Below are 18288 nucleotides of genomic sequence, written 5' to 3' on the forward strand. Positions count from 1 at the left end.
GCCTTTCGAAGGAGAAAGACTCATGAGTCGCAGTTCAGAGCCCCTCGACGCCGGCGAGGCGTTCATCGGTGTCGACGTCGGCGGAACCCACACCGACGTGCACGTCGTCATGGGCGAGCGAGAAGCCCGAGGCAAGGCCTTCACGACCTACGACGACTTCAGCCGGGGTGTGCTCGAGGCGGTCTCCGTGGCCGCAGCGAACCTCGACCTGACCCTCGAGACGCTCCTCACCCGTACCCGCTTCTTCGTCAACGCCACCACCGTCGTCACCAACGCGATCACCCAGCTCAAGGGCGCCGACATCGGCGTGCTCGTCACCGCAGGCTTCCGCGACGAGTTCCGCTTCGCCGGCGGGCCACGGCTGCGCGTCGTCGACGACCACCTGCAGACCAACGTTCCGGACCTGTTCGACCGCCGGAACGCCGTCGAGATCTCCGAGCGCATCGACCGCTCCGGATCGGTCCTGGTGCCGCTCGACGACGCCGAGGTCATCGAGGCCGCCCGCCGGCTGGTCGACGAGCGGGGCGTCAGCGCGATCGCGGTCTGCTTCCTGTCCAGCTACGCCGACAGCGTCCACGAGGACCGCGCCGCGGAGCTCATCTCCGCGCGCCATCCGCAGGTCTTCGTGACGACCTCGAGCAAGGTGAGCTCGGTGCTCGGCGAGTACCCGCGATGGATCACCGCGGTACTCAACGCGTTCGTCCACCAGAACGCCGAGACCTTCCTCGACACCCTCAGCACCAAGCTGCACTCCGCCGGTCTCGCCGGCAGTGTCGCCTTCTACCAGGGCCTCGGTGGTGGCATCACCGGCCGGCGGGCCAAACAGTTCCCGCTCGCACTGCTGGGCGCGGGCCCGGCGGCGGGCGCCGCAGGCGCCAACGACCTCGCGGCCCGCATGGGACACAAGCGGGTGCTGCTCGGCGACATGGGCGGCACCAGCTTCGACACCGGGATCGTGCACGACAACGAGGTCCAGGTCGACAACGCGGTGCAGGTGGGGCGCTTCCGCACGCTGCTGCCGCTCGTCGACGTGGTGTCGGTCGGCGCAGGCGGTGGCAGTATCGCCTGGATCAGCGAGCGGGGCGTCCCCCAGGTCGGGCCGCAGAGCGCCGGCTCCACCCCGGGCCCGGTGGCCTACGGCACCGGGGGCACCGAGCCCACCGTCACCGACGCCCTGATCTCGATGGGCATCCTGGACACCGACAACTACCTCGGCGGCCGGATCTCCCTGCACCCCGACGCCGCCCGCTCCGCACTGGTGAAGAGGTTCGGCGAACCGCTGGGCTACGACATCGACCAGGCCAGCGGAGCGGTGCACAACCTGGTGGTCACCAACATGGCCAACGCGGTGCGCGAGGTCAGCGTCAACAAGGGCTACGACCCCCGCGACTTCGTCTTCCTCGCCTACGGCGGCACGCTGCCCGCATTCGCCGTCGAGATCGCCCGGGCGCTGGGGATCAGCACCGTGGTCGTTCCCGCGAACAGCGCCGTCTTCTGTGCCCGTGGCCTCCTGGTCTCGGACTTCCTGCTCCGCCAGGACCAGAGCGTCCAGTCCACGCTGGACTCCGACGAGGAGATCGAGCGGGTCAACAGACAGGCGCAACAGATCATCGACGCCGCCGTCGAGGACCTGCGCGCTGAGGGATTCGACCCCGCCCAGATCACGGTCACCCGCAAGGCCGACTTCCAGTACCTCGGCCAGGTGCACGCGCTGTCGATCCCGCTACCGGACCGGGACATCACCGCCGCCGACGTTCCGGAGCTGAAGAACACCTTCACCGCCGTCTACGAGCGGACCTACGGCGTCGGCACCGCATGGCCCGGTGCGCCGCAACAGATGCTGAACTACACCGTCACGGTCTCGGCGCCACAGCCACACCCCCCGGCCGTCCCGCACCCCGCCAACCCGACGCCCGAGTACGAGATGCGTCGCGGGGAGCGGGAGGTCTACCTGCCCTCGGAACAGAGCCGACAGGTCATCCCGGCCTACGACGAGGCCCGCTTCACCTCCGGCAGCCGCCTCGTCGGCCCCGCGATCATCGACGCGGTGGACACGACGATCTACGTGCCGCCGGCCGTGGTCGCCGAGCGCGACGAGCACATGAACATCGTCCTGACGATCAGCGAGGTGTGAGATGACCACGACCGAACCGAGGACCACCACGACCCACGACCCGGTCGCAGTCGAGATCCACCGCCGCGCCCTCGACGCGATCACCAACGAAATGGCGATCACGCTCACCCGGACCTCCGGTTCCCCGGTGATCTACGACGTCCAGGACTTCGCCACCTCCCTGCTCGACACCTCCGGGGAACAGCTCAGCCTGTCCGCGACGATCCTGTTCCACTCCGGGTCCTCCCTCATGGGGACCCGGGCCATCATCGACACCGTCGGGGACCGCGAGGTCAGGCCCGGCGACGGGTGGATCGTCAACGACCCCTACACCGGCGGCGCCATGCACCAGGCCGACGTCGCCATCATCACGCCGCTGTTCTACCGGGGCGGACACATCGGCTGGGCCTTCGCGAACGTGCACGTCCTCGACACCGGCGGCCTCGGCATCTCCGGGTTCGCCCCCACCGCACACTCGATCCTGGAGGAGGGGCTGCGCTTCCCGCCGACCCGGATCATCAGCGACGGCCGGATCGAACCCGAGTGGGAGCGCTACATCGCGGCCAACGTCCGCATTCCCGATCTCGTGCTCAACGACCTCCGCAGCATGATCGCGGCGAACAACGTCGCCCAGACCAAGCTCGTCGAGCTGATCGACCGCTTCGGCCTGGAGACCCACCAGGAGTACTCGACCATCAACAAGCAGCTCAGCGAGAAGGCGCTCCGGGCGCGGATCTCGCGGCTACCCGATGGCGTGTACCGGACCTGCGACTGGATCGAGTACGACGGCCACGGCGAGGAACTCCTCCTCGAGGTCAGCTGCGAACTGACGGTCTCGGGTTCCGAGCTGAACTTCGTGTTCGACGGCGCCCCCCAGGTCAACGCCTTCGTCAACGGCACCCCCGGGCTGGTCCACGGGTCGCTGATGTCCACGGTCATGACCACCCTGTGCTACGGCGACCTGCCGTTCAACTCCGGGGTCTGGTGGCCCATCACCGTGAACTTCGCCCGCGCGGGGACCGTCGTGAACGCCACCGAACCCGTTCCCGTCACCGGCGCGCACGCGATCGCGGGCACCAAGGTCACCAAGATGGTGAAGGACGTGCTGAACCAGGCCCTCGCCCTCAGCGAGGACGAGGAGCTGCGCGGCCGGGTCGCGGCCCAGTCGTGGGACGCCGCGGGCCTGTCACCGCTCGTCGGTGCCGGACTCGGCGGAATCCCCACGGTCGTGTTCTTCATGGACGCGGTCGGCGGCGGTGGAGGCGGAGCCCAGACCCCCGGTGACGGGCTCGACACCTACGGCATGACGATCAGCCCCGGGGTCAGCCTGCCCAGCGTCGAGGTCAACGAGAGCAAGCAACCCGCGCTCTACCTGTGGCGCAAGCTCGACGTCAACTCCGGCGGACCCGGAACCCATCGCGGCGGTCAGTCCCTGGACTTCGCCTGGGCCGTCCACGGCACCGACCAGCTCCAGGGCGCCGTCACCATCGGCTGCGCCGAGACCCCGGCACGAGGCGCAGGCGGTGGACTTCCCGCCGCGACCGGCACCTGGAGCAGCATCCACGACACCAACGTCGCCGAGCGCATGTCCGGCGGCAGCACCGTCGTCGAGGACACCCTCACCGGCGAGCGACCCCGACGGCCGTCCAACATCGCAGGCCTCACCCTGAGCGAGGGCGACGTTCTGCACATGCGCTGCGGGGCCGGCGGCGGTCTGGGCGACCCACTCCTGCGCGAGCCGGGCGCGGTCGCCCGGGACGTCCACGACGAGTACATCACCCAGGACCACGCCCGGACCGCCTACGGTGTGGTCCTCGACCCGTCAGGCGCCCCGGACGTCGCGGCGACGGACTCCCGTCGCCGGACGATGCGGCAGGCGCGGCTCGGCGGCGAGCCCGTGCGGGAACAGCGCTCGCCTGAGTCGATGGGCATCTCGGTGGTCCTCTCCCCTCCGGGGAACGGCGACCAGCGATGGCTCTGCGGGTACTGCCGGGCCGACCTCGGAGAGATCACCCGGAACTGGCGAGAGGCAGCCCGCCGTGACGAGCAGCCCGTGGTGGACCGCTTCGACCGGCTCGGGATGTTCGTCCGACGCCGATCGGCCGAGCCGCGGGTGATGTCGGCCGAGTACTACTGCCCGTCCTGCGCCGGTCTCCTGGTCGCCGACATCTACCCCGAGGGTTTCCCCGGTTACACCGCCCCGTCCCTCGCCACCTGACCGACAGGGCCGGCCGGATCCCGCCGGCCGGTCGGCCCTGTCACCTTCACTTTGTACCGGGGATACAGTACAGAAATGGCCTCGACCCAGCCCTCGGAGAACACTCAGCGAGCCGGAAAGACACCCAAGGGCTCCAAGACCCGACTGCGCATCCGAGAAGCTGCCATCGAGCTCTTCGCGCAGAACGGGTTCTACGCGACCTCTCTCTCGGATATCGGCGAGCGTGCGAGTATCCAACGCGGCGCCCTCTACTATCATATCCAGGCAAAAGAGGAGCTGTTGTTCGAGATCGTCTCGGAAATCGTGGAGGCGGTCCTGGAGCAGGGGCGGACGATCGCCGGCGAGCCGCTGCCTGCGGCCGAACGGTTCCGGCGCATGATCGTGTTCCAGACCCAGGCGCTCCTCGATCGTCGCGACCAGCTGATCATATACATGCGCGACGGGTACGCGTTGACCGGAGAGCGCCGTGAGCGGTTCCGTCAGATGCAGGCCGACGTCGAAGCCATCTGGGCATCCGTCCTGCACGAGGGTCAGGAGGCAGGTGAAATGCGACAGGTCGACCCGGCCGGCCTGAAAAGCATCATCCTCCTGGTGAACAGTCCGTACGCCTGGTTCCACCCGGGCGGACGACTCGACAGCACAGAGGTTGGCGAGATCATTGCAGATCTGGTCCTACGGGGAATCGAGGCCCCCTCGAAGACTCCAGGAGAATAGAGCGAGAAACGGCGATCAGACGACGGTCAGGAGTCATCTCCTCATCCGCTGCGAATGATAGCCAGGGCATGTCTCCCAATATGTGTGACCAGGTGATGCAGGCGCTCAGGACGGTGTCGGGGAGGGTGATCGCCCGGGCGTGGTCGGTCATGACCTGGTGTGCGCCGCGCGACCCCGCCGAGCAGAGTGGGCCCCGTGCTGATGGACGGGGCGGTCGCGGTCGTGGTGGGGTCCGGAACGGGCATCGGGCGCGAGATCGCGCTGCGGATGGGCGCTGCGGGTGCGGACGTGGTGCTGGCCGGACGGTCGGTGGAGCCCATGGAGGAGGTCGCCGGGCTGCTGCGCGACCAGGGCCGCCGGGCGCTCGTCGTGCCGACGGACCTGCACGACCCGGACGCCGTGGCCGGCCTGGCCGACCGCGCCGTCACCGAGTTCGGACGGGTGGACGCGCTCGTCGCGAACAGTGGCGTCGCCGGGCCGACGGCACCGCTCGTCGACGTCGGGCTCGACGAGTGGAACGACACGTTCGCGGTGAACGCGACCGGCACGTTCCTGTGCCTGAAGGCGTTCCTGCCGCACATGTACGCGGCCGGGGCCGGGTCGGTCGTGGTGATCGGCTCGATCACCGGGAAGCGGGCGCTGCGCGACCGGACGCCGTACGCGGCGTCGAAGATGGCACTCGTCGGTCTCGTGCGGACGGCAGCCGTCGAGGCCGGGTCGCACGGGGTGCGGGTCAACCTCGTGTCGCCGGGCGGCGTGGAGGGGCCGCGGCTGGACCGGGTGATCGCCGGGCAGGCGGAGTCGGAGGAGATCAGCGAGGACGAGGCCCGCCGCCGGTTCGCCGAGGGGTCGCCGCTGGGCCGCCTGGTCACGGCGGGCGACGTCGCGGAGACCACCGTGTTCCTGTCGTCGGCCCGTGCCGCGGCGATCACCGGCGAGGACGTGAACGTCGCCGCCGGGCTGGTCATGTACTGAGCACGGAGCCTGCGGAGCTGCGCATCAGTACGGCCGGTCCAGCTCGGCCAGGATCTCAGCGGTGTGCTCGCCGCAGCGGGGCGGGCGGCGCAGCCGCTGGCCGGGGGACAGGAACGGCAGCCGGACCAGCGGGTCGTCCTCCTCGCCGACGACCATGTGCCGCTCCCGCCCGAGCGGCGTCTCCAGCGCCACGTCCAGCGGGTTGACGGCGGACACCGGCACCTCGGCGGCGCCCAGCCGGCGTTCGGCCTCGGTGCGGTCCATCGTGGACGTCCGCGCCTCCAGCAGCGCGTGCAGCTCGTCGCGGTGTGCGACGCGGTCCGCGACGGTCGCGAACCGCAGGTCGCCGACCAGCTCGGGCGCGTCCAGCGCGGCACACAGCCTGCGGAACAGGCCGTCGTTGCCCGCGGCGATCATGACCTCCCCGTCGCGTGTCGCGAGCGTCTCGTAGGGCGCCGCCATCGGCGTCACCGAACCGGTCTTCGACGGCGGTCGTCCCGTCGCGAGCGTCGTGAGGATCTGGTGGCACATCAGGGCGAACCCGGAGTCGACGAGTGCCATCTCGACGAGCTCGCCCCGTCCGGTCCGCTCCCGGCGGGCCAGTGCGGCCTGGATCGCGGTGGCCGCCCACATCGCCGTCGTGATGTCCACGACGGACGCCGGGACCCGCGCCGACGGCCCGCCGGGGTGCCCGTTCGGCGCCATGATCCCGGTGAACGCCTGCAGAACCGGGTCGTAGCCGGGCAGGTCCCGCCCGAGCGGACCGGTGCCCCACGCCGACACCGAGCAGTACACGAGCCGCGGGTTGCGGGCGGCCAGCGCCCCGTGACCCAGGCCGAGCGCGTCGATCTTGCGGGGACGCATGCTCTGCACGAGCACGTCCGCGGTGTCCGCCAGCCGCAGTGCGGTCTCGCGACCGTCGTGGCTGGTCAGGTCCAGCTCGATGCTGCGCTTGTTCCGGTTGAACGCGCTGAACACGGTCGACGTGCCGTGCCGGAACGGCGGCAGCAGGCGCCCGTCCTCGCCGCCCGGCCGCTCGATCTTGATCACGTCGGCGCCCAGGTCGCCGAGGATCATGGTGGCCATCGGGCCCGCGATCACCGCGGACAGGTCGAGCACGCGCAGCCCGGCGTAGGTGCTCTCCTCGTTCACGCGCGCGCGGCCAGCGCCAGCGACCGTCCCGCCTGCCGCCCGGAGAAGATGCAGCCGCCGAGGAACGTGCCCTCCAGCGAGCGGTAGCCGTGCACCCCTCCGCCACCGAACCCGGCGATCTCGCCGGCCGCCCACAACCCGGGCACCGGGGAGCCGGCGTCGTCGAGCACCCGGCCGGACAGGTCGGTCTGCAGCCCGCCGAGCGTCTTGCGGGTCAGCACGTGCAGCCGCACGGCGATCAGCGGCCCGGCGGACGGGTCGAGGATCCGGTGCGGCGTGGCCGTGCGGCTCAGCTTCTCCGCCCGGCTGCGGCGCGCGTTGTGGATGGCCATGACCTGCAGGTCCTTGCCGAACGGGTTGTCCAGCTGCCGGTCGCGCGCAATCACCTGGCGTTCCAGGTCGGCGAGATCGATCTCCGGCCCTCCGCTGTCGGCGGCGAGCTTGTTCATGCCGGCGACGAGCTCGGGCAGCGTGTCCGCGACGACGAAGTCCGCGCCCCGCTCCTTGAACGCCTCGACCGGGGCCGGCGCGCCGGGGCGGATCCGGCCGAGCGTGGCGCGCAGGTCCTTCCCGGTGATGTCCGGGTTCTGCTCGGACCCGGACAGCGCGAACTCCTTCTCGATGATCTTCTGGGTCAGCACGAACCAGCTGTACTCGTGACCCGTGGCGCGTAACGCCTCCAGCGTGCCGAGCGTGTCGAAGCCGGGGAAGTTGGGCGCCTCGAGCCGCCGCCCGGACGCGTCCAGCCACAGCGACGACGGGCCCGGGATGATCCGGATGCCGTGCCGGGCCCAGATCGGGTCCCAGTTCTGGACGCCCTCGGTGTAGTGCCACATCCGGTCGCGGTTCACCAGCCGCGCGCCCGCCCGCTCGGAGATCCCGAGCATCCGGCCGTCGACGTGCTCCGGGACGCCGGAGACCATGTGCTCCGGCGCGGTGCCGAGGCGTTCCGGCCAGTTGGCCCGGATCAGGTCGAAGTTCGCGCCGATGCCGCCCGCCGTGACGAGCACGGCGCCCGACCCCAGCGTGAACTCACCGATCTCGTCGCGGCTCGTCGCGGCGCCCCGGACCGCGTCGTCCGGGCGCAGGACCGCGCCGCGCACGCCGTCCACGACGCCGTCGGTGACCGTCAGCTCGTCGACCCGGTGCCGGAACCGCAGCTCGACGCGGCCCTCGTCGACGGCGGCCCGCACCCGTCGCACGAACGGCTCCAGCACGCCCGGCCCGGTGCCCCAGGTCAGGTGGAACCGGGGCACCGAGTTGCCGTGCCCGTCGGCCAGGTGCCCCCCGCGCTCGGCCCACCCGACGATCGGGATCCACCGCATCCCCATGTCGTGCAACCACGAGCGCTTCTCGCCGGCCGCGAAGTCGACGTAGGCGGTGGCCCACTGCCGCGCCCAGAAGTCCTCGCCGGACGGGTCGTCGACGCCGCGGTCGAACGCGGCGCTCCCCAGCCAGTCCGACAGCGCCAGCTCGGCCGAGTCCTTGATCCCCAGCCGCCGCTGCTCCGGCGTGTCGACGAGGAACAGTCCGCCGAGCGACCAGAACGCCTGCCCGCCGAGGTTCTGCTCGGGCTCCTGGTCGAGGACGATCACCGAGTGCCCGGCGTCGGCCAGCTCCGCGGTCGCGACCAGCCCGGCCAGTCCCGCGCCCACCACGATCACGTCAGCATCCACGCCGCGCCTCCCCGCATCGTCCGTCCGCCCAGAGGATGCCCGATCCGTCACGACCGCGGTGGCCCGGCGCGCCCCGATGGCTCCGGATCGGGCCTCGGCCCGGTCCCCGCCGACGTGAACGTCAGTGCTCCGCCGGCGGTGCCGCACGACCGTGACGTTCACGTCGACCACAGCGCACGCCTGACCCGGCGGGCCGGTCTGGGTCATGCTGGGAGGGACGAGGGGAGACCGGAGTGCCAGAGCCCGAACGTCCGATCGACACCGACCGGCTGCGGACGGCCGTCGGGTCGGCGAACCTGCCGACGCTGGCGATGGTCACGTTCCAGCTGACCGGTGACGAGCGGTGGCTCGCCGACCCGTTCCGGCCCCGTCGAGCTCCGGGCCTGGGTCCGAACGACTCCGGGGGCTTCGACGAGCCCACCGCGGCCGAGCTGAGGTGCTCGGCCGTCGAGGCGATCACGGAATGGTCGGGCGGCAGGCCGCCCGCGGTGCCGGAGCCGGAGCCGGACCTGTTGCGCCGCATGCTCTCCACCGCCGTCGCCGAGGAGGTCCCTGACGACTACGTGCGCCTGATGCGCGAGGAGATGGGCATCGAGCCGGACCCCGGGCCGGTGCGGGTGGACGGCACCGCGCAGCACGTCCTGATCATCGGCGCCGGGGTGTGCGGGATCGCCGCGGCCGTGCGGCTGCAGCGGGCCGGCATCGGCTACACGATCCTCGAGCGCCACGACGACGTCGGAGGCGTCTGGCTCGTCAACGACTATCCGGGCGCGGGCGTCGACACCCCGAGCTACCTGTACTCCTTCTCGTTCGCCGACCACGACTGGTCCACCCACTTCGGCAAGCGCGACGAGATGATCGGCTACCTGCGTGACGTCGCGACGCGCTTCGCGATCTACGACCGCACCGAGTTCGGTGTCGCGGTGCAGCAGGCCGAGTGGGCAGGCGGTCGCTGGACGGTCCGGGCGGGGGAGCGGGAGTGGACCGGCACGGCGTTGGTCAGCGCCGTCGGGCTGTTCACGAACCCGGTCGTGCCGGACCTTCCCGGCCTCGGATCGTTCGCGGGCACCGCGTTCCACACCACCGCGTGGCCGCACGATCTCGACCTGACCGGGAAGCGCGTCGCCGTCGTCGGGGCCGGGGCGAGCGCCCAGCAGGTCGTCCCGGCGATCGCCGGGAAGCCGGACCACCTGACCGTGTTCCAGCGTTCCCCGCAGTGGATCGCGCCGGACGAGGAGTACTTCACCCCGTTCCCCGACGACGTCGGCTGGTTGATGCGGAACCTGCCGTACTACCACCGCTGGTACCGCTTCCGTCTGGCGTGGACGTTCAACGACCGGGTGCACCCGTCGCTGCAGATCGACCCGGAGTGGGAGCACCCGGACCGGTCGCTGAACGCCGTCAACGACGGCCACCGCCGCTACTTCACCCGCCACATCGAGTCCGAACTGGACGGGCGGCCCGACCTGCTGGAGGCGTCCGTCCCGGACTACCCGCCGTTCGGCAAGCGGATGCTGCTGGACAACGGCTGGTACGCCACCCTGCGCCGGGACGACGTCACGCTCGTCGCGGACGGGGTCGCCGCGGTCACCCCGGACGGTGTGCGCACCACCGCCGGTGAGCACCACGAGGCCGACGTTCTCGTGCTCGCCACCGGCTTCGACGCGCAGCACTACCTGGCCGACATCGACGTCCGCGGCCGGGACGGCACGAGGCTGCACGACGTGTGGGGCGACCACGACGCCACGGCGCACCTCGGCATGACCGTGCCCGGGTTCCCCAACCTGTTCCTGATGTACGGGCCGAACACGAACGCGGGAGCCGGGGGCAGCTTCATCTTCGTGGCCGAGTCGCAGGCCCGGTACATCGTGGACCTGGTCGCCCGGATCGCCTCTGCCGGACTGTCCACTGTCGAGGTCCGCGGTGACGTCCACGACGCGTCGGTGGCCGACGTGGACAGTCGACACCGGAGGATGGTGTGGAGCCACCCCGGGATGAGCACCTACTACCGCAACCCGGCCGGGCGCGTCGTCACGAACTCGCCGTACCGGATCGTCGACTACTGGGCGATGACCCGGGAGGCCGACCTCGCCGACTTCCACGTCTCGTGAGGCAGGACATCTGCGACCTGTCCCGCCGGATGGTCGCCGACGGGCTGGTCGTCGGCACGTCCGGCAACGTCTCGGTCCGCGACGGGGACTCGATCCTGATCACGCCGACCGGCGTCGACTACGCGACGATGCGGCCGGACGACCTGGTGGAGCTGTCCGAAGCCGGTGCGGTCCGAAGCGGGGACCGGCGTCCCACCAGCGAGACCGCGCTGCACGTCGCGCTGCACGAGCTGGGAGGAGGCACGGCCGTGGTGCACACCCACTCACCGGCGGCGACGGCCTTGTCGCTGCTCCGCGACGCGGTGCCGCGGGTGCACTACCAGCTGGCCATGTTCGGCGGAACGGTCCCGGTCGCGGAGTACGCGCCGTACGGCACCGACGAGCTGGCCGCGTCGGTCCGCGCGGCGATGGAGTCCGTGCCAGCGGGGCGCTGCCGGGCGGCGGTGATGCGCCACCACGGCACGATCGTGCTCGGTCCCGACCTCGGCACCGCCTACGACGGCGCGCGGCAGCTCGAATGGCTCTGCGACGTGTGGCTGCGCGCCAGGGCCGCGGGTGTCCCGGCCGAGCTGACGGCCGAGCAGGTCGGCGCCGTCGTTCCCCGGTTCGTCACGTACGGACAGCCGAGCACCACGCCCTCGTCTCCGTGACCACGGCCGTGACCAGCTCGAACGGGGTGACGTCGAACGCCGGGTTGTAGACCGGGGTGCCGGGCACGGTCGTCGGTACCCCGGCCAGTGCGGTCACCTCCGCGGCGGCCCGCTCCTCGATCGGGATGTCCGCGCCGGTCGCCGTGTCCGGGTCGATCGTCTCCTCGGGCGCGACGACGAGGAACGGCACGCCGGATCGCTGTGCGGCGCAGGCCAGCATGTAGGTGCCGATCTTGTTCGCGACGTCGCCGTTCGCCGCGATCCGGTCCGCTCCGACGAGCACGGCGTCGACCAGCCCGTTGGCGATCGCCGCCGGTCCGGCCGAGTCCACGCACAGCCGGTGGCCGATACCGGCCCGTTCCAGCTCCCAGATCGTCAGCCGGGCGCCCTGGAGCAGCGGACGGGTCTCGCAGGCGAGCGTCTCGGCGAGGACACCACGCTCGTGCAGCCGCCGGATCGCGCCGAACGCCGTGCCGCCGGGCCCGGTCGCGAGGTCGCCGGTGTTGCAGACCGTCAGCGTCCGGATCGGACGGTGCCCGACGAGCTCCTCCACCAGGTCGGCGGCCCGGGACGTGGCGGCGGCGTTCGCCTGCGCCCCCTGGGCGGCGGCCGCGTGCGCCTCGGCGAGAACGGCGGCCGGCCCGTCGGCGAGGTGCCGGAGCGCCCGCTCGACCCCGAGGCGCAGCGGCACGGCCGTCGGCCGGACGCGGGCCAGCCATTCGGACTCGCGGCGGACGGTGTCGAGGTCCGTGCCGTGGACGGAGCCGTGCCGGTGCGCGGCGAGCGCGACGCCGTAGACCCCGGCCAGGCCCAGGCAGGGCGCGCCGCGGACGGCCAGCTCGCGCACCGCCTCACCCAGCTCGGCGACCGTGCTGGCGCGGAGGTACTCGACGGCGCCGGGGAGGGCCCGTTGGTCCAGAAGCACGACGGCCGGGCCGTCCCCGTCCCCGTCCCACTCCACGACACGCAGCGGCTCCATGCCGCCGAGTCTCCCCGCTGCCGTCGTCGCGCGGGACCCCTCCTGGGCGGTAACGCGCAGGCTCGTGACGACGAGCACCGTCGCGACGCAGCGCACATATCGGAGTCGAGGGACGCCATGACCCAGATCCAGCCGCCGCCGGCCGGTTCCCCGTACGACGGTCCGCCGCCCGGAGGGTCGCCGTACGACCAGCGCCCGCCGGCGGGCCTCCCGTACCAGGGCGGACCGCCGCCGGCCGGGATGATCCCCGAGCAGCAGGGGATGCCGCCGGGGTACCCCTACCCGCCGGTGCCGCCACCGCGCCGGACGAACGTTCTGGCGATCGTCTCCCTGGTCCTAGCGTTCCTGCTCGCCCCGATCGGCCTGATCCTGGGCATCGTGGCGCTCGTCCAGATCCGCAAGCGCGGCGAGGGTGGCACCGGCCTGGCCGTCGCGGGCATCGTGATCGGTGGACTCGGCACGTTGATCGTCGCCGGGATCGTGGCGATCGCGCTGCTCGCGACGCCGACCCTGAACACCGATCAGATCGAGACCCGGATCGCGTCCACCACCCAGACCGAGACCGGTACGGCGACGAGCGCCGTGACCTGCCCGGACTCGGTCGACGTCCAGGTCGGCGGCACGTTCACCTGCACCGCCGTCGTCGAAGGCCAGAACCTGCCGTTCACGGTCACGCAGAAGGACGACCAGGGCAACGTGGACTTCCAGAGCAACGGATGGGCGGCCACGGTGAAGGCGGAGAAGGCCCTCACCGACGCCGCGACGAAGAACTTCCCGGACACCAGGTGGACGGCGACCTGTGCCGACGGGAAGGCCGTCGTCGTCGGCGGACCGGGCACGACGTTCCAGTGCACGCTCGCGGTGGTCGACAGCCCGGCCCAGAACGAGCAGCACACGGCGACGATCACGAACGCCCAGGGCGACGTCACGTTCGACTGACGACCCGTCCCGATGCCCCGTTCCCGGCCGTGCCCGGGGGCGGGGCGTTGCCGTGTCGTCCCCGTTCGCAGGTCGGGCCGCCGGGTCGGCAGGATGCCGGGGACCGACGGAGGTGATCCGATGGTCCTCGGCGCCGAGGCCTACCGCGGGCGGGTGCCGGCGGCCGCCCGCGAGCCGTGCCCCGGCGTCCCGCACCGCCCGGACCCCGGCCCTGAGATCGGAGCGACCCGATGAGCAGGCCCCAGGCGTTCACCACCTCCGTTCCCGACGACGTGTTGTCCCGCAACGCCCGCGCGTTGCGCGGCGCCGTCGAGCCGATCGCCGCGCAGGTCTACTTCGCTCCCGAGGTGCACGACGCGTTCGCCGCGCTCGGCTTCACCCGGGGCGACCCAGGCGGTCCGGGGGAGGGCTACCTGCATCTCCCGGATCTGGCCGCCTACTTCTGCAGCCGCGCCGGGTGCATGGGGCGGGTGCCCGGCGAGGTCGTCGCGTCCGTGTTCGGCGTGTTCGACCCGGCCGTCGTCGTCCCGGAGACCGGGCGGGGATGGGCGACCGCGCCACACCCGGAGATCATGGAGGCTCGCGAGCGGGGTGCGACGGCCGCCATGGAGCGGATCCTCGGCCCGCTCGGTGACCCGGCCAGGGCCACCGACCTGCTGCTGCGGGCGGCGATGGCCGGACGGGTGAGCGGGCGTCCGCTGTTCGCCGGCCTGCGGTCGTTGCCGATGCCGGCCGCGCCGTGGGGCGCGCTGTGGCGGGCCGCGGACATGGTCCGGGAGCACCGCGGCGACGCGCACGTCGCGGCGTGGACGGCGGCCGGGCTGGATCCGGTGGAGGCCGGGCTGCTGGCCGAGGTCTACGCGGACATGCCGCGCCGCCGCTACCACCTGACCCGTGGCTGGCCGGAGGCCACGCTCGACGAGGGGCTGGACAGGCTGCGGGACAAGGGCCTCGTCCGTGGCGAGCCGGCCGTGTTCACGGACGAGGGTGCCGCGCTGCGCGAGGCGATCGAGGTCGCGACGGACGTCCAGCAGGCACCGCTGCTGGACGCGCTCGGCGACCAGCTCGACGAGCTGCTCGCTCTCCTGCGGCCGTGGTGCGCGGCGATCGTCGCGGCCGGTGCGTATCCGAGCGCGATCGAGCAGCTGCCGCCGACCTGGGGCCGCCCGCCCTGGTGAGTGAGGCGGACGGCCCGGCCGGTCAGGGCTCAGGGGCTGTCAGGGGCTGGACGCCCCGGTGGCACGGACCACCGACAGCGGCATCGCCACGTCCTCGAGCGACTTGCGTTCCGCGTCGACGGCGAGGATCCACGCCAGGATCCCGCCGACGATCATCACGGCGGCTCCGACGATGTAGCCGACGAACAGCTTCGACGGGTCCGGGTGGTCCTTGTCGATCAGCGAGCCGTAGAACAGCGGGGCGATCGAGCCGAACGCCTGCGCGATCGCGAAGAACACCGCGATCGCCTTCGCACGCACCTCCATCGGGAAGATCTCGCTGACCGTCAGATAGGCCGCACTCGCGCCGGCGGACGCGAAGAAGAAGATGATGCACCAGGCGACCGTCTGCGTCGTCGCGGTCAGCGCTCCCGCCTTGAACAGCAGAGCGCTGATCACGAGCAGGATCCCGGAGAGCACGTACGTCCCGGATATCATCTTCTTCCGGCCGATCGTGTCGAACAACGGTCCCAGCAGCAGCGGGCCGAGGAAGTTCCCGATCGCGAACGGGATGTAGTAGATCGCGGTGTTCTGGATGCCGAAGAACGTGCCGAGCACGGTCGCGTAGGTGAAGAAGATCGCGTTGTAGAGGAACGACTGCGTGATCATCAGCGCCGCGCCGAGCGTGGAGCGGCCCGGATAGGTGCGGAACAGGATGCGCAGCAGCGTCAGATAGCCCGTCTGGTCGGCGGGCTTGACCTCGATCGCGCGGGACTCGTCCACCGGCGGCAGCGTCCGGCCGGTCGCCTCCACCTCGTGCTCGATGAAGTTGATCGACTCCTCGGCCTCGGCGGAGCGGCCGTGCATGATCTGCCAGCGTGGGCTCTCCGGCAGGTTGCGGCGCAACACGACGATCACTATCGCCAGCACCGGGCCGATCAGGAACGCGATCCGCCAGTCGATGCCCGGATCGATCGCGCCGGACAGCAGCGGGACCTGCGCGATGGCCGCGATCGCGGCGCCCGCCCAGTAGGTGCCGTTCACGGCGATGTCGACGCGACCGCGGTAGTGGGCCGGGATCAGCTCGTCGATGGCCGAGTTGATCGCGGCGTACTCGCCGCCGATGCCGGCGCCCGCGATGAACCGCGTCAGGTAGATGAACGAGACCGCGAACGCGCCGCTGCCGACCGTGAACGCGGTGAGCGCGCTGCCACCGAAGTAGATCGCCAGCGTGATCATGAACAGGCGGCGCCGCCCGAGCCGGTCGGACAGGTTGCCGAACACGAGCGCGCCGACCACCTGGCCGATCAGGTAGGCGGTGGCCAGGCCGCCGACCGCGGCGGCGGACAGGTCGAGCCGCGACGAGTCGGACAGTTTGTCACCGACGTTGCTCGCGATCGTGATCTCGAACCCGTCGAGGATCCACGCCGTTCCGAGCGCGAGGACCATTCGTGTATGGAATGGCGACCAGGGCAATCGGTCGATCCGGGCCGGAATGAGACTCCGTACGGATTGCGTCGCTGATGTCACACGAACCCCCTCGTCGTCGACCACATCGAGCGGCGATCACGTGCCGTGTGGGCTCCGACGAATTGTCGTGAGCACTGCTGGATGTCCGATTCGACTGCAGTTCCGGTGCGCCATCGCCTAGGGTTTCTTACCGACCTGCCGGTGAGTCAGTCCACCGTGCGGCCGTCGCGATTTCGCAACGAAAGGGTCAGCGGCCGGGCGGAGCCAGCCGGTACACCGCCCCGGCCTCGTCGTCGGTGACGTAGACGGCGCCGTCCGGCCCGGCCACGGCCGCGACCGGGCGGCCCCACCGCGAGCCGTCCGCGTCCTGGAACCCGCCGACGAGCGTCTGCTGCGGACCGAGACCGTCGCCCTGACGCGGGAAGAACGACACCTCGGGAGCCCGCGGCGGGCTCGCGTTCCACGAGCCGTGGACGCCGGCCAGCGCACCGTCGGCGTACGGGGCGGGCAACGTGCCGTCGGTGAACGCCAGTCCGAGTGGCGCGGAGTGGGCCGGGAAGCCCTGCTCGACCAGGGGCAGGGCAGCGCAGTCCAACATGGACCCGTCCGGATTGGTCTCCTGGTCGTTCACGAACCCGATGTCGGACAGGCGCTGCGGGCTGCCCGCCACGCCCGGTTGCTCGTCCGGGTCCGGGTTGCAGTACGGCCAGCCCAGGTTCCGGCCGGGCGTCAGCTTGGCCAGGGCCTCGGCCGGCTGGGCCGTGACGTACTCGTCGATCACGTCGCCGCGCGACGAGCCGGACGCGTTCGCGTACGGCCGGTCGTAGGGGTACTGGATGTTGTCCCGGTTGTTCACCGCGGTCCAGACGGCTCCGTCCGGTGCGACGGCGAGCCCGGTCCCGTTGCGGACCCCGACCGCGAACGGTGCGGCGGGCCCACCGCCCGGCGGGACGCGCAGGATCGACGCCCGTGGCGGCGTCGCCGTCAGGTCCTGCTCGGAGATGTTGCCGGTCGAGCCGACCGACACGTAGACGGCCCCGTCCGGCCCCACCGCGACGCTCTTCAACGCGTGCGCGTACGCCCCGCGCAGGTCCGGGCTCTTCGCGTCCGGCAGTCCGGTGACCACCGGTCGCGGAGCCGCGGCCCGCCCGTCGGCGTAGGCGTACGCGTCGACCCGGTCGGACTGCGCGACGTAGAGCGTCGACCCGGTGAACGCCATGCCGTGCGGCTGGTCGAGCCCCTCGAGCAGCGTCGACTCGGTGGCCCCGCCGCGCCCGTCGGGAACCAGACGCACGATCCGTCCCTCCTCGGGAACGGAGACGAGCAGCGTCCGGTCCGGAGCCCAGGCCGCCAGCCGCGCGTCCGGGACGCGGGCGAACACCGACATCGTCCAGCCCGCCGGGATCTGCACCGTGCGCGGCGCGTCCAGCGGGTCCTGTGCCAGTGCCGCCGGGACACTCAGCGCCGCCGGGACCAGGCCGGACGGGGCGGCCGCGGACGGTGCCTCGCCGCCCGCCGCGGCGTTCGTGACCGGGTTCGGTCCGGCGCAGGCGGTCGTGACGACGAGCGCGACGCCGGCGAGTGCGGTCGCGAGCAGGGTGCGGGAGTGGCGCATGACCAGCTTTCGTACGGGAACCTCCGTCCGGATCCTGCCCGAGGACGCGCGCCCGCGCCGGTTCGCCGCCAGGATCGTGGCGTGCGCATCACGATCCACGCCCGGGGGCCGCGCCCGGCCGCCGAGGTGTGGGAGCGCTACGCGGTGCCGGAGCGCTGGCCGGTGTGGGCGCCGTACATCCTGGGCGTCGAGTGCACCGAGCCGAGGATCGTCCCCGGCAGCACCGGCACGGTCCGCGGGCCGCTCGGCCTGACCGCCGCGTTCGCGGTCACCGCCGTCGACGAGGACGCGGGAACGTGGTCGTGGGACGTCGCGCTCGGACCGCTCGCGTTGTCGCTGGACCACGGCGTCGCGCCGGTCGGATCCGGCACGCGCACCTGGCTGACCGTCGAAGGGCCCGCCCCCGTTCTGGCCGCCTACCTGCCGCTCGCGCGGCTGTCGCTGGAGTTCCTCGTCCGATCGTGAGCATTGCTCCGATTCGGGGTCACGCGTTGCCCGACGACCGGGGACGCCGTATCG

Annotated in this window: 14 protein-coding genes; 9 read left to right on the forward strand and 5 right to left on the reverse strand. The window is 71.8% G+C overall.

What is annotated here, in order from left to right:
• Positions 1–22: 22 nt before the first annotated feature.
• From EV378_RS33855 to EV378_RS33870, 4 genes are all read left to right on the forward strand, one after another.
• Positions 23–2134: a hydantoinase/oxoprolinase family protein gene (locus tag EV378_RS33855; RefSeq protein ID WP_132431948.1), complete on the forward strand. Its 2112-nt coding sequence runs from the start codon at positions 23–25 to the stop codon at positions 2132–2134.
• Position 2135: 1 nt separating this feature from the next.
• A complete protein-coding gene (locus tag EV378_RS33860) occupies positions 2136–4331 on the forward strand; it encodes a hydantoinase B/oxoprolinase family protein (RefSeq protein WP_132431950.1) in 2196 nt (731 codons plus the stop codon).
• Between the two features lie 75 nt (positions 4332–4406).
• Positions 4407–5045 (forward strand): TetR/AcrR family transcriptional regulator, encoded by a 639-nt coding sequence (locus EV378_RS33865; RefSeq protein WP_132431952.1) that lies wholly within the window; start codon positions 4407–4409, stop codon positions 5043–5045.
• A gap of 201 nt (positions 5046–5246) precedes the next feature.
• Complete coding sequence (locus EV378_RS33870) at positions 5247–6020, forward strand: SDR family NAD(P)-dependent oxidoreductase (RefSeq protein ID WP_132433098.1); 774 nt, start codon at positions 5247–5249, stop codon at positions 6018–6020.
• Between the two features lie 24 nt (positions 6021–6044).
• Here EV378_RS33870 and EV378_RS33875 read toward each other — a convergent pair whose 3' ends face one another.
• A complete protein-coding gene (locus EV378_RS33875) occupies positions 6045–7172 on the reverse strand; it encodes a CaiB/BaiF CoA transferase family protein (RefSeq protein ID WP_132431954.1) in 1128 nt (375 codons plus the stop codon).
• On the reverse strand, positions 7169–8848 hold the full coding sequence (locus EV378_RS33880) for an FAD-binding dehydrogenase (protein WP_132431956.1): 1680 nt from the start codon (positions 8846–8848) through the stop codon (positions 7169–7171). Before EV378_RS33880 ends, EV378_RS33875 begins: the two co-directional genes overlap by 4 nt.
• A 233-nt stretch (positions 8849–9081) precedes the next feature.
• Here EV378_RS33880 and EV378_RS33885 point away from each other — a divergent pair, with 233 nt between their 5' ends.
• Entirely contained in the window at positions 9082–10959 is a 1878-nt protein-coding gene (locus tag EV378_RS33885) for a flavin-containing monooxygenase (RefSeq protein ID WP_243653894.1), read from the forward strand.
• Positions 10956–11609: a class II aldolase/adducin family protein gene (locus tag EV378_RS33890; RefSeq protein WP_243653895.1), complete on the forward strand. Its 654-nt coding sequence runs from the start codon at positions 10956–10958 to the stop codon at positions 11607–11609. Before EV378_RS33885 ends, EV378_RS33890 begins: the two co-directional genes overlap by 4 nt.
• On the opposite strand, the gene mtnA is transcribed toward EV378_RS33890, so the two are convergent.
• Positions 11569–12588: an S-methyl-5-thioribose-1-phosphate isomerase gene (gene mtnA, locus EV378_RS33895; RefSeq protein WP_132431958.1), complete on the reverse strand. Its 1020-nt coding sequence runs from the start codon at positions 12586–12588 to the stop codon at positions 11569–11571. The two genes, EV378_RS33890 and mtnA, sit on opposite strands and share 41 nt — an antisense overlap.
• A 117-nt stretch (positions 12589–12705) precedes the next feature.
• On the opposite strand from mtnA, the gene EV378_RS33900 reads away from it, so the two are divergent.
• Together EV378_RS33900 and EV378_RS33905 are read left to right on the forward strand one after the other, a co-directional pair.
• Positions 12706–13527: a DUF4333 domain-containing protein gene (locus EV378_RS33900; RefSeq protein WP_132431960.1), complete on the forward strand. Its 822-nt coding sequence runs from the start codon at positions 12706–12708 to the stop codon at positions 13525–13527.
• 230 nt (positions 13528–13757) lie between these two features.
• On the forward strand, positions 13758–14705 hold the full coding sequence (locus EV378_RS33905) for an SCO6745 family protein (protein WP_132431962.1): 948 nt from the start codon (positions 13758–13760) through the stop codon (positions 14703–14705).
• A 39-nt stretch (positions 14706–14744) separates the two neighbouring features.
• Here the strand turns inward: EV378_RS33905 and EV378_RS33910 are convergent, their stop codons facing one another.
• Positions 14745–16133 carry an MFS transporter gene (locus tag EV378_RS33910; protein WP_243653896.1) on the reverse strand — a complete coding sequence of 463 codons (1389 nt, stop codon included), beginning with the start codon at positions 16131–16133 and terminating at the stop codon, positions 14745–14747.
• Positions 16134–16401: 268 nt separating this feature from the next.
• Complete coding sequence (locus tag EV378_RS33915) at positions 16402–17769, reverse strand: PQQ-dependent sugar dehydrogenase (protein WP_132431966.1); 1368 nt, start codon at positions 17767–17769, stop codon at positions 16402–16404.
• A gap of 81 nt (positions 17770–17850) precedes the next feature.
• Between EV378_RS33915 and EV378_RS33920 the strand changes: the two genes are divergently transcribed.
• Positions 17851–18234, forward strand: coding sequence for an SRPBCC family protein (locus EV378_RS33920; RefSeq protein WP_132431968.1), 384 nt, complete (start codon positions 17851–17853; stop codon positions 18232–18234).
• Positions 18235–18288: the final 54 nt, after the last annotated feature.

The organism is Pseudonocardia endophytica, from assembly GCF_004339565.1.
GTDB classification, from domain to species: domain Bacteria; phylum Actinomycetota; class Actinomycetes; order Mycobacteriales; family Pseudonocardiaceae; genus Pseudonocardia; species Pseudonocardia endophytica.

Coding starts and splice junctions, on each gene's coding strand:
- EV378_RS33855 (WP_132431948.1), top strand. CDS start 23: ATGAGTCGCAGTTCAGAGCCCCTCGACGCCGGCGAGGCGTTCATCGGT.
- EV378_RS33900 (WP_132431960.1), top strand. CDS start 12,706: ATGACCCAGATCCAGCCGCCGCCGGCCGGTTCCCCGTACGACGGTCCG.
- EV378_RS33915 (WP_132431966.1), bottom strand. CDS start 17,769: ATGCGCCACTCCCGCACCCTGCTCGCGACCGCACTCGCCGGCGTCGCG.
- EV378_RS33860 (WP_132431950.1), top strand. CDS start 2,136: ATGACCACGACCGAACCGAGGACCACCACGACCCACGACCCGGTCGCA.
- EV378_RS33865 (WP_132431952.1), top strand. CDS start 4,407: ATGGCCTCGACCCAGCCCTCGGAGAACACTCAGCGAGCCGGAAAGACA.
- EV378_RS33910 (WP_243653896.1), bottom strand. CDS start 16,133: ATGGTCCTCGCGCTCGGAACGGCGTGGATCCTCGACGGGTTCGAGATC.
- EV378_RS33870 (WP_132433098.1), top strand. CDS start 5,247: ATGGACGGGGCGGTCGCGGTCGTGGTGGGGTCCGGAACGGGCATCGGG.
- mtnA (WP_132431958.1), bottom strand. CDS start 12,588: ATGGAGCCGCTGCGTGTCGTGGAGTGGGACGGGGACGGGGACGGCCCG.
- EV378_RS33905 (WP_132431962.1), top strand. CDS start 13,758: ATGAGCAGGCCCCAGGCGTTCACCACCTCCGTTCCCGACGACGTGTTG.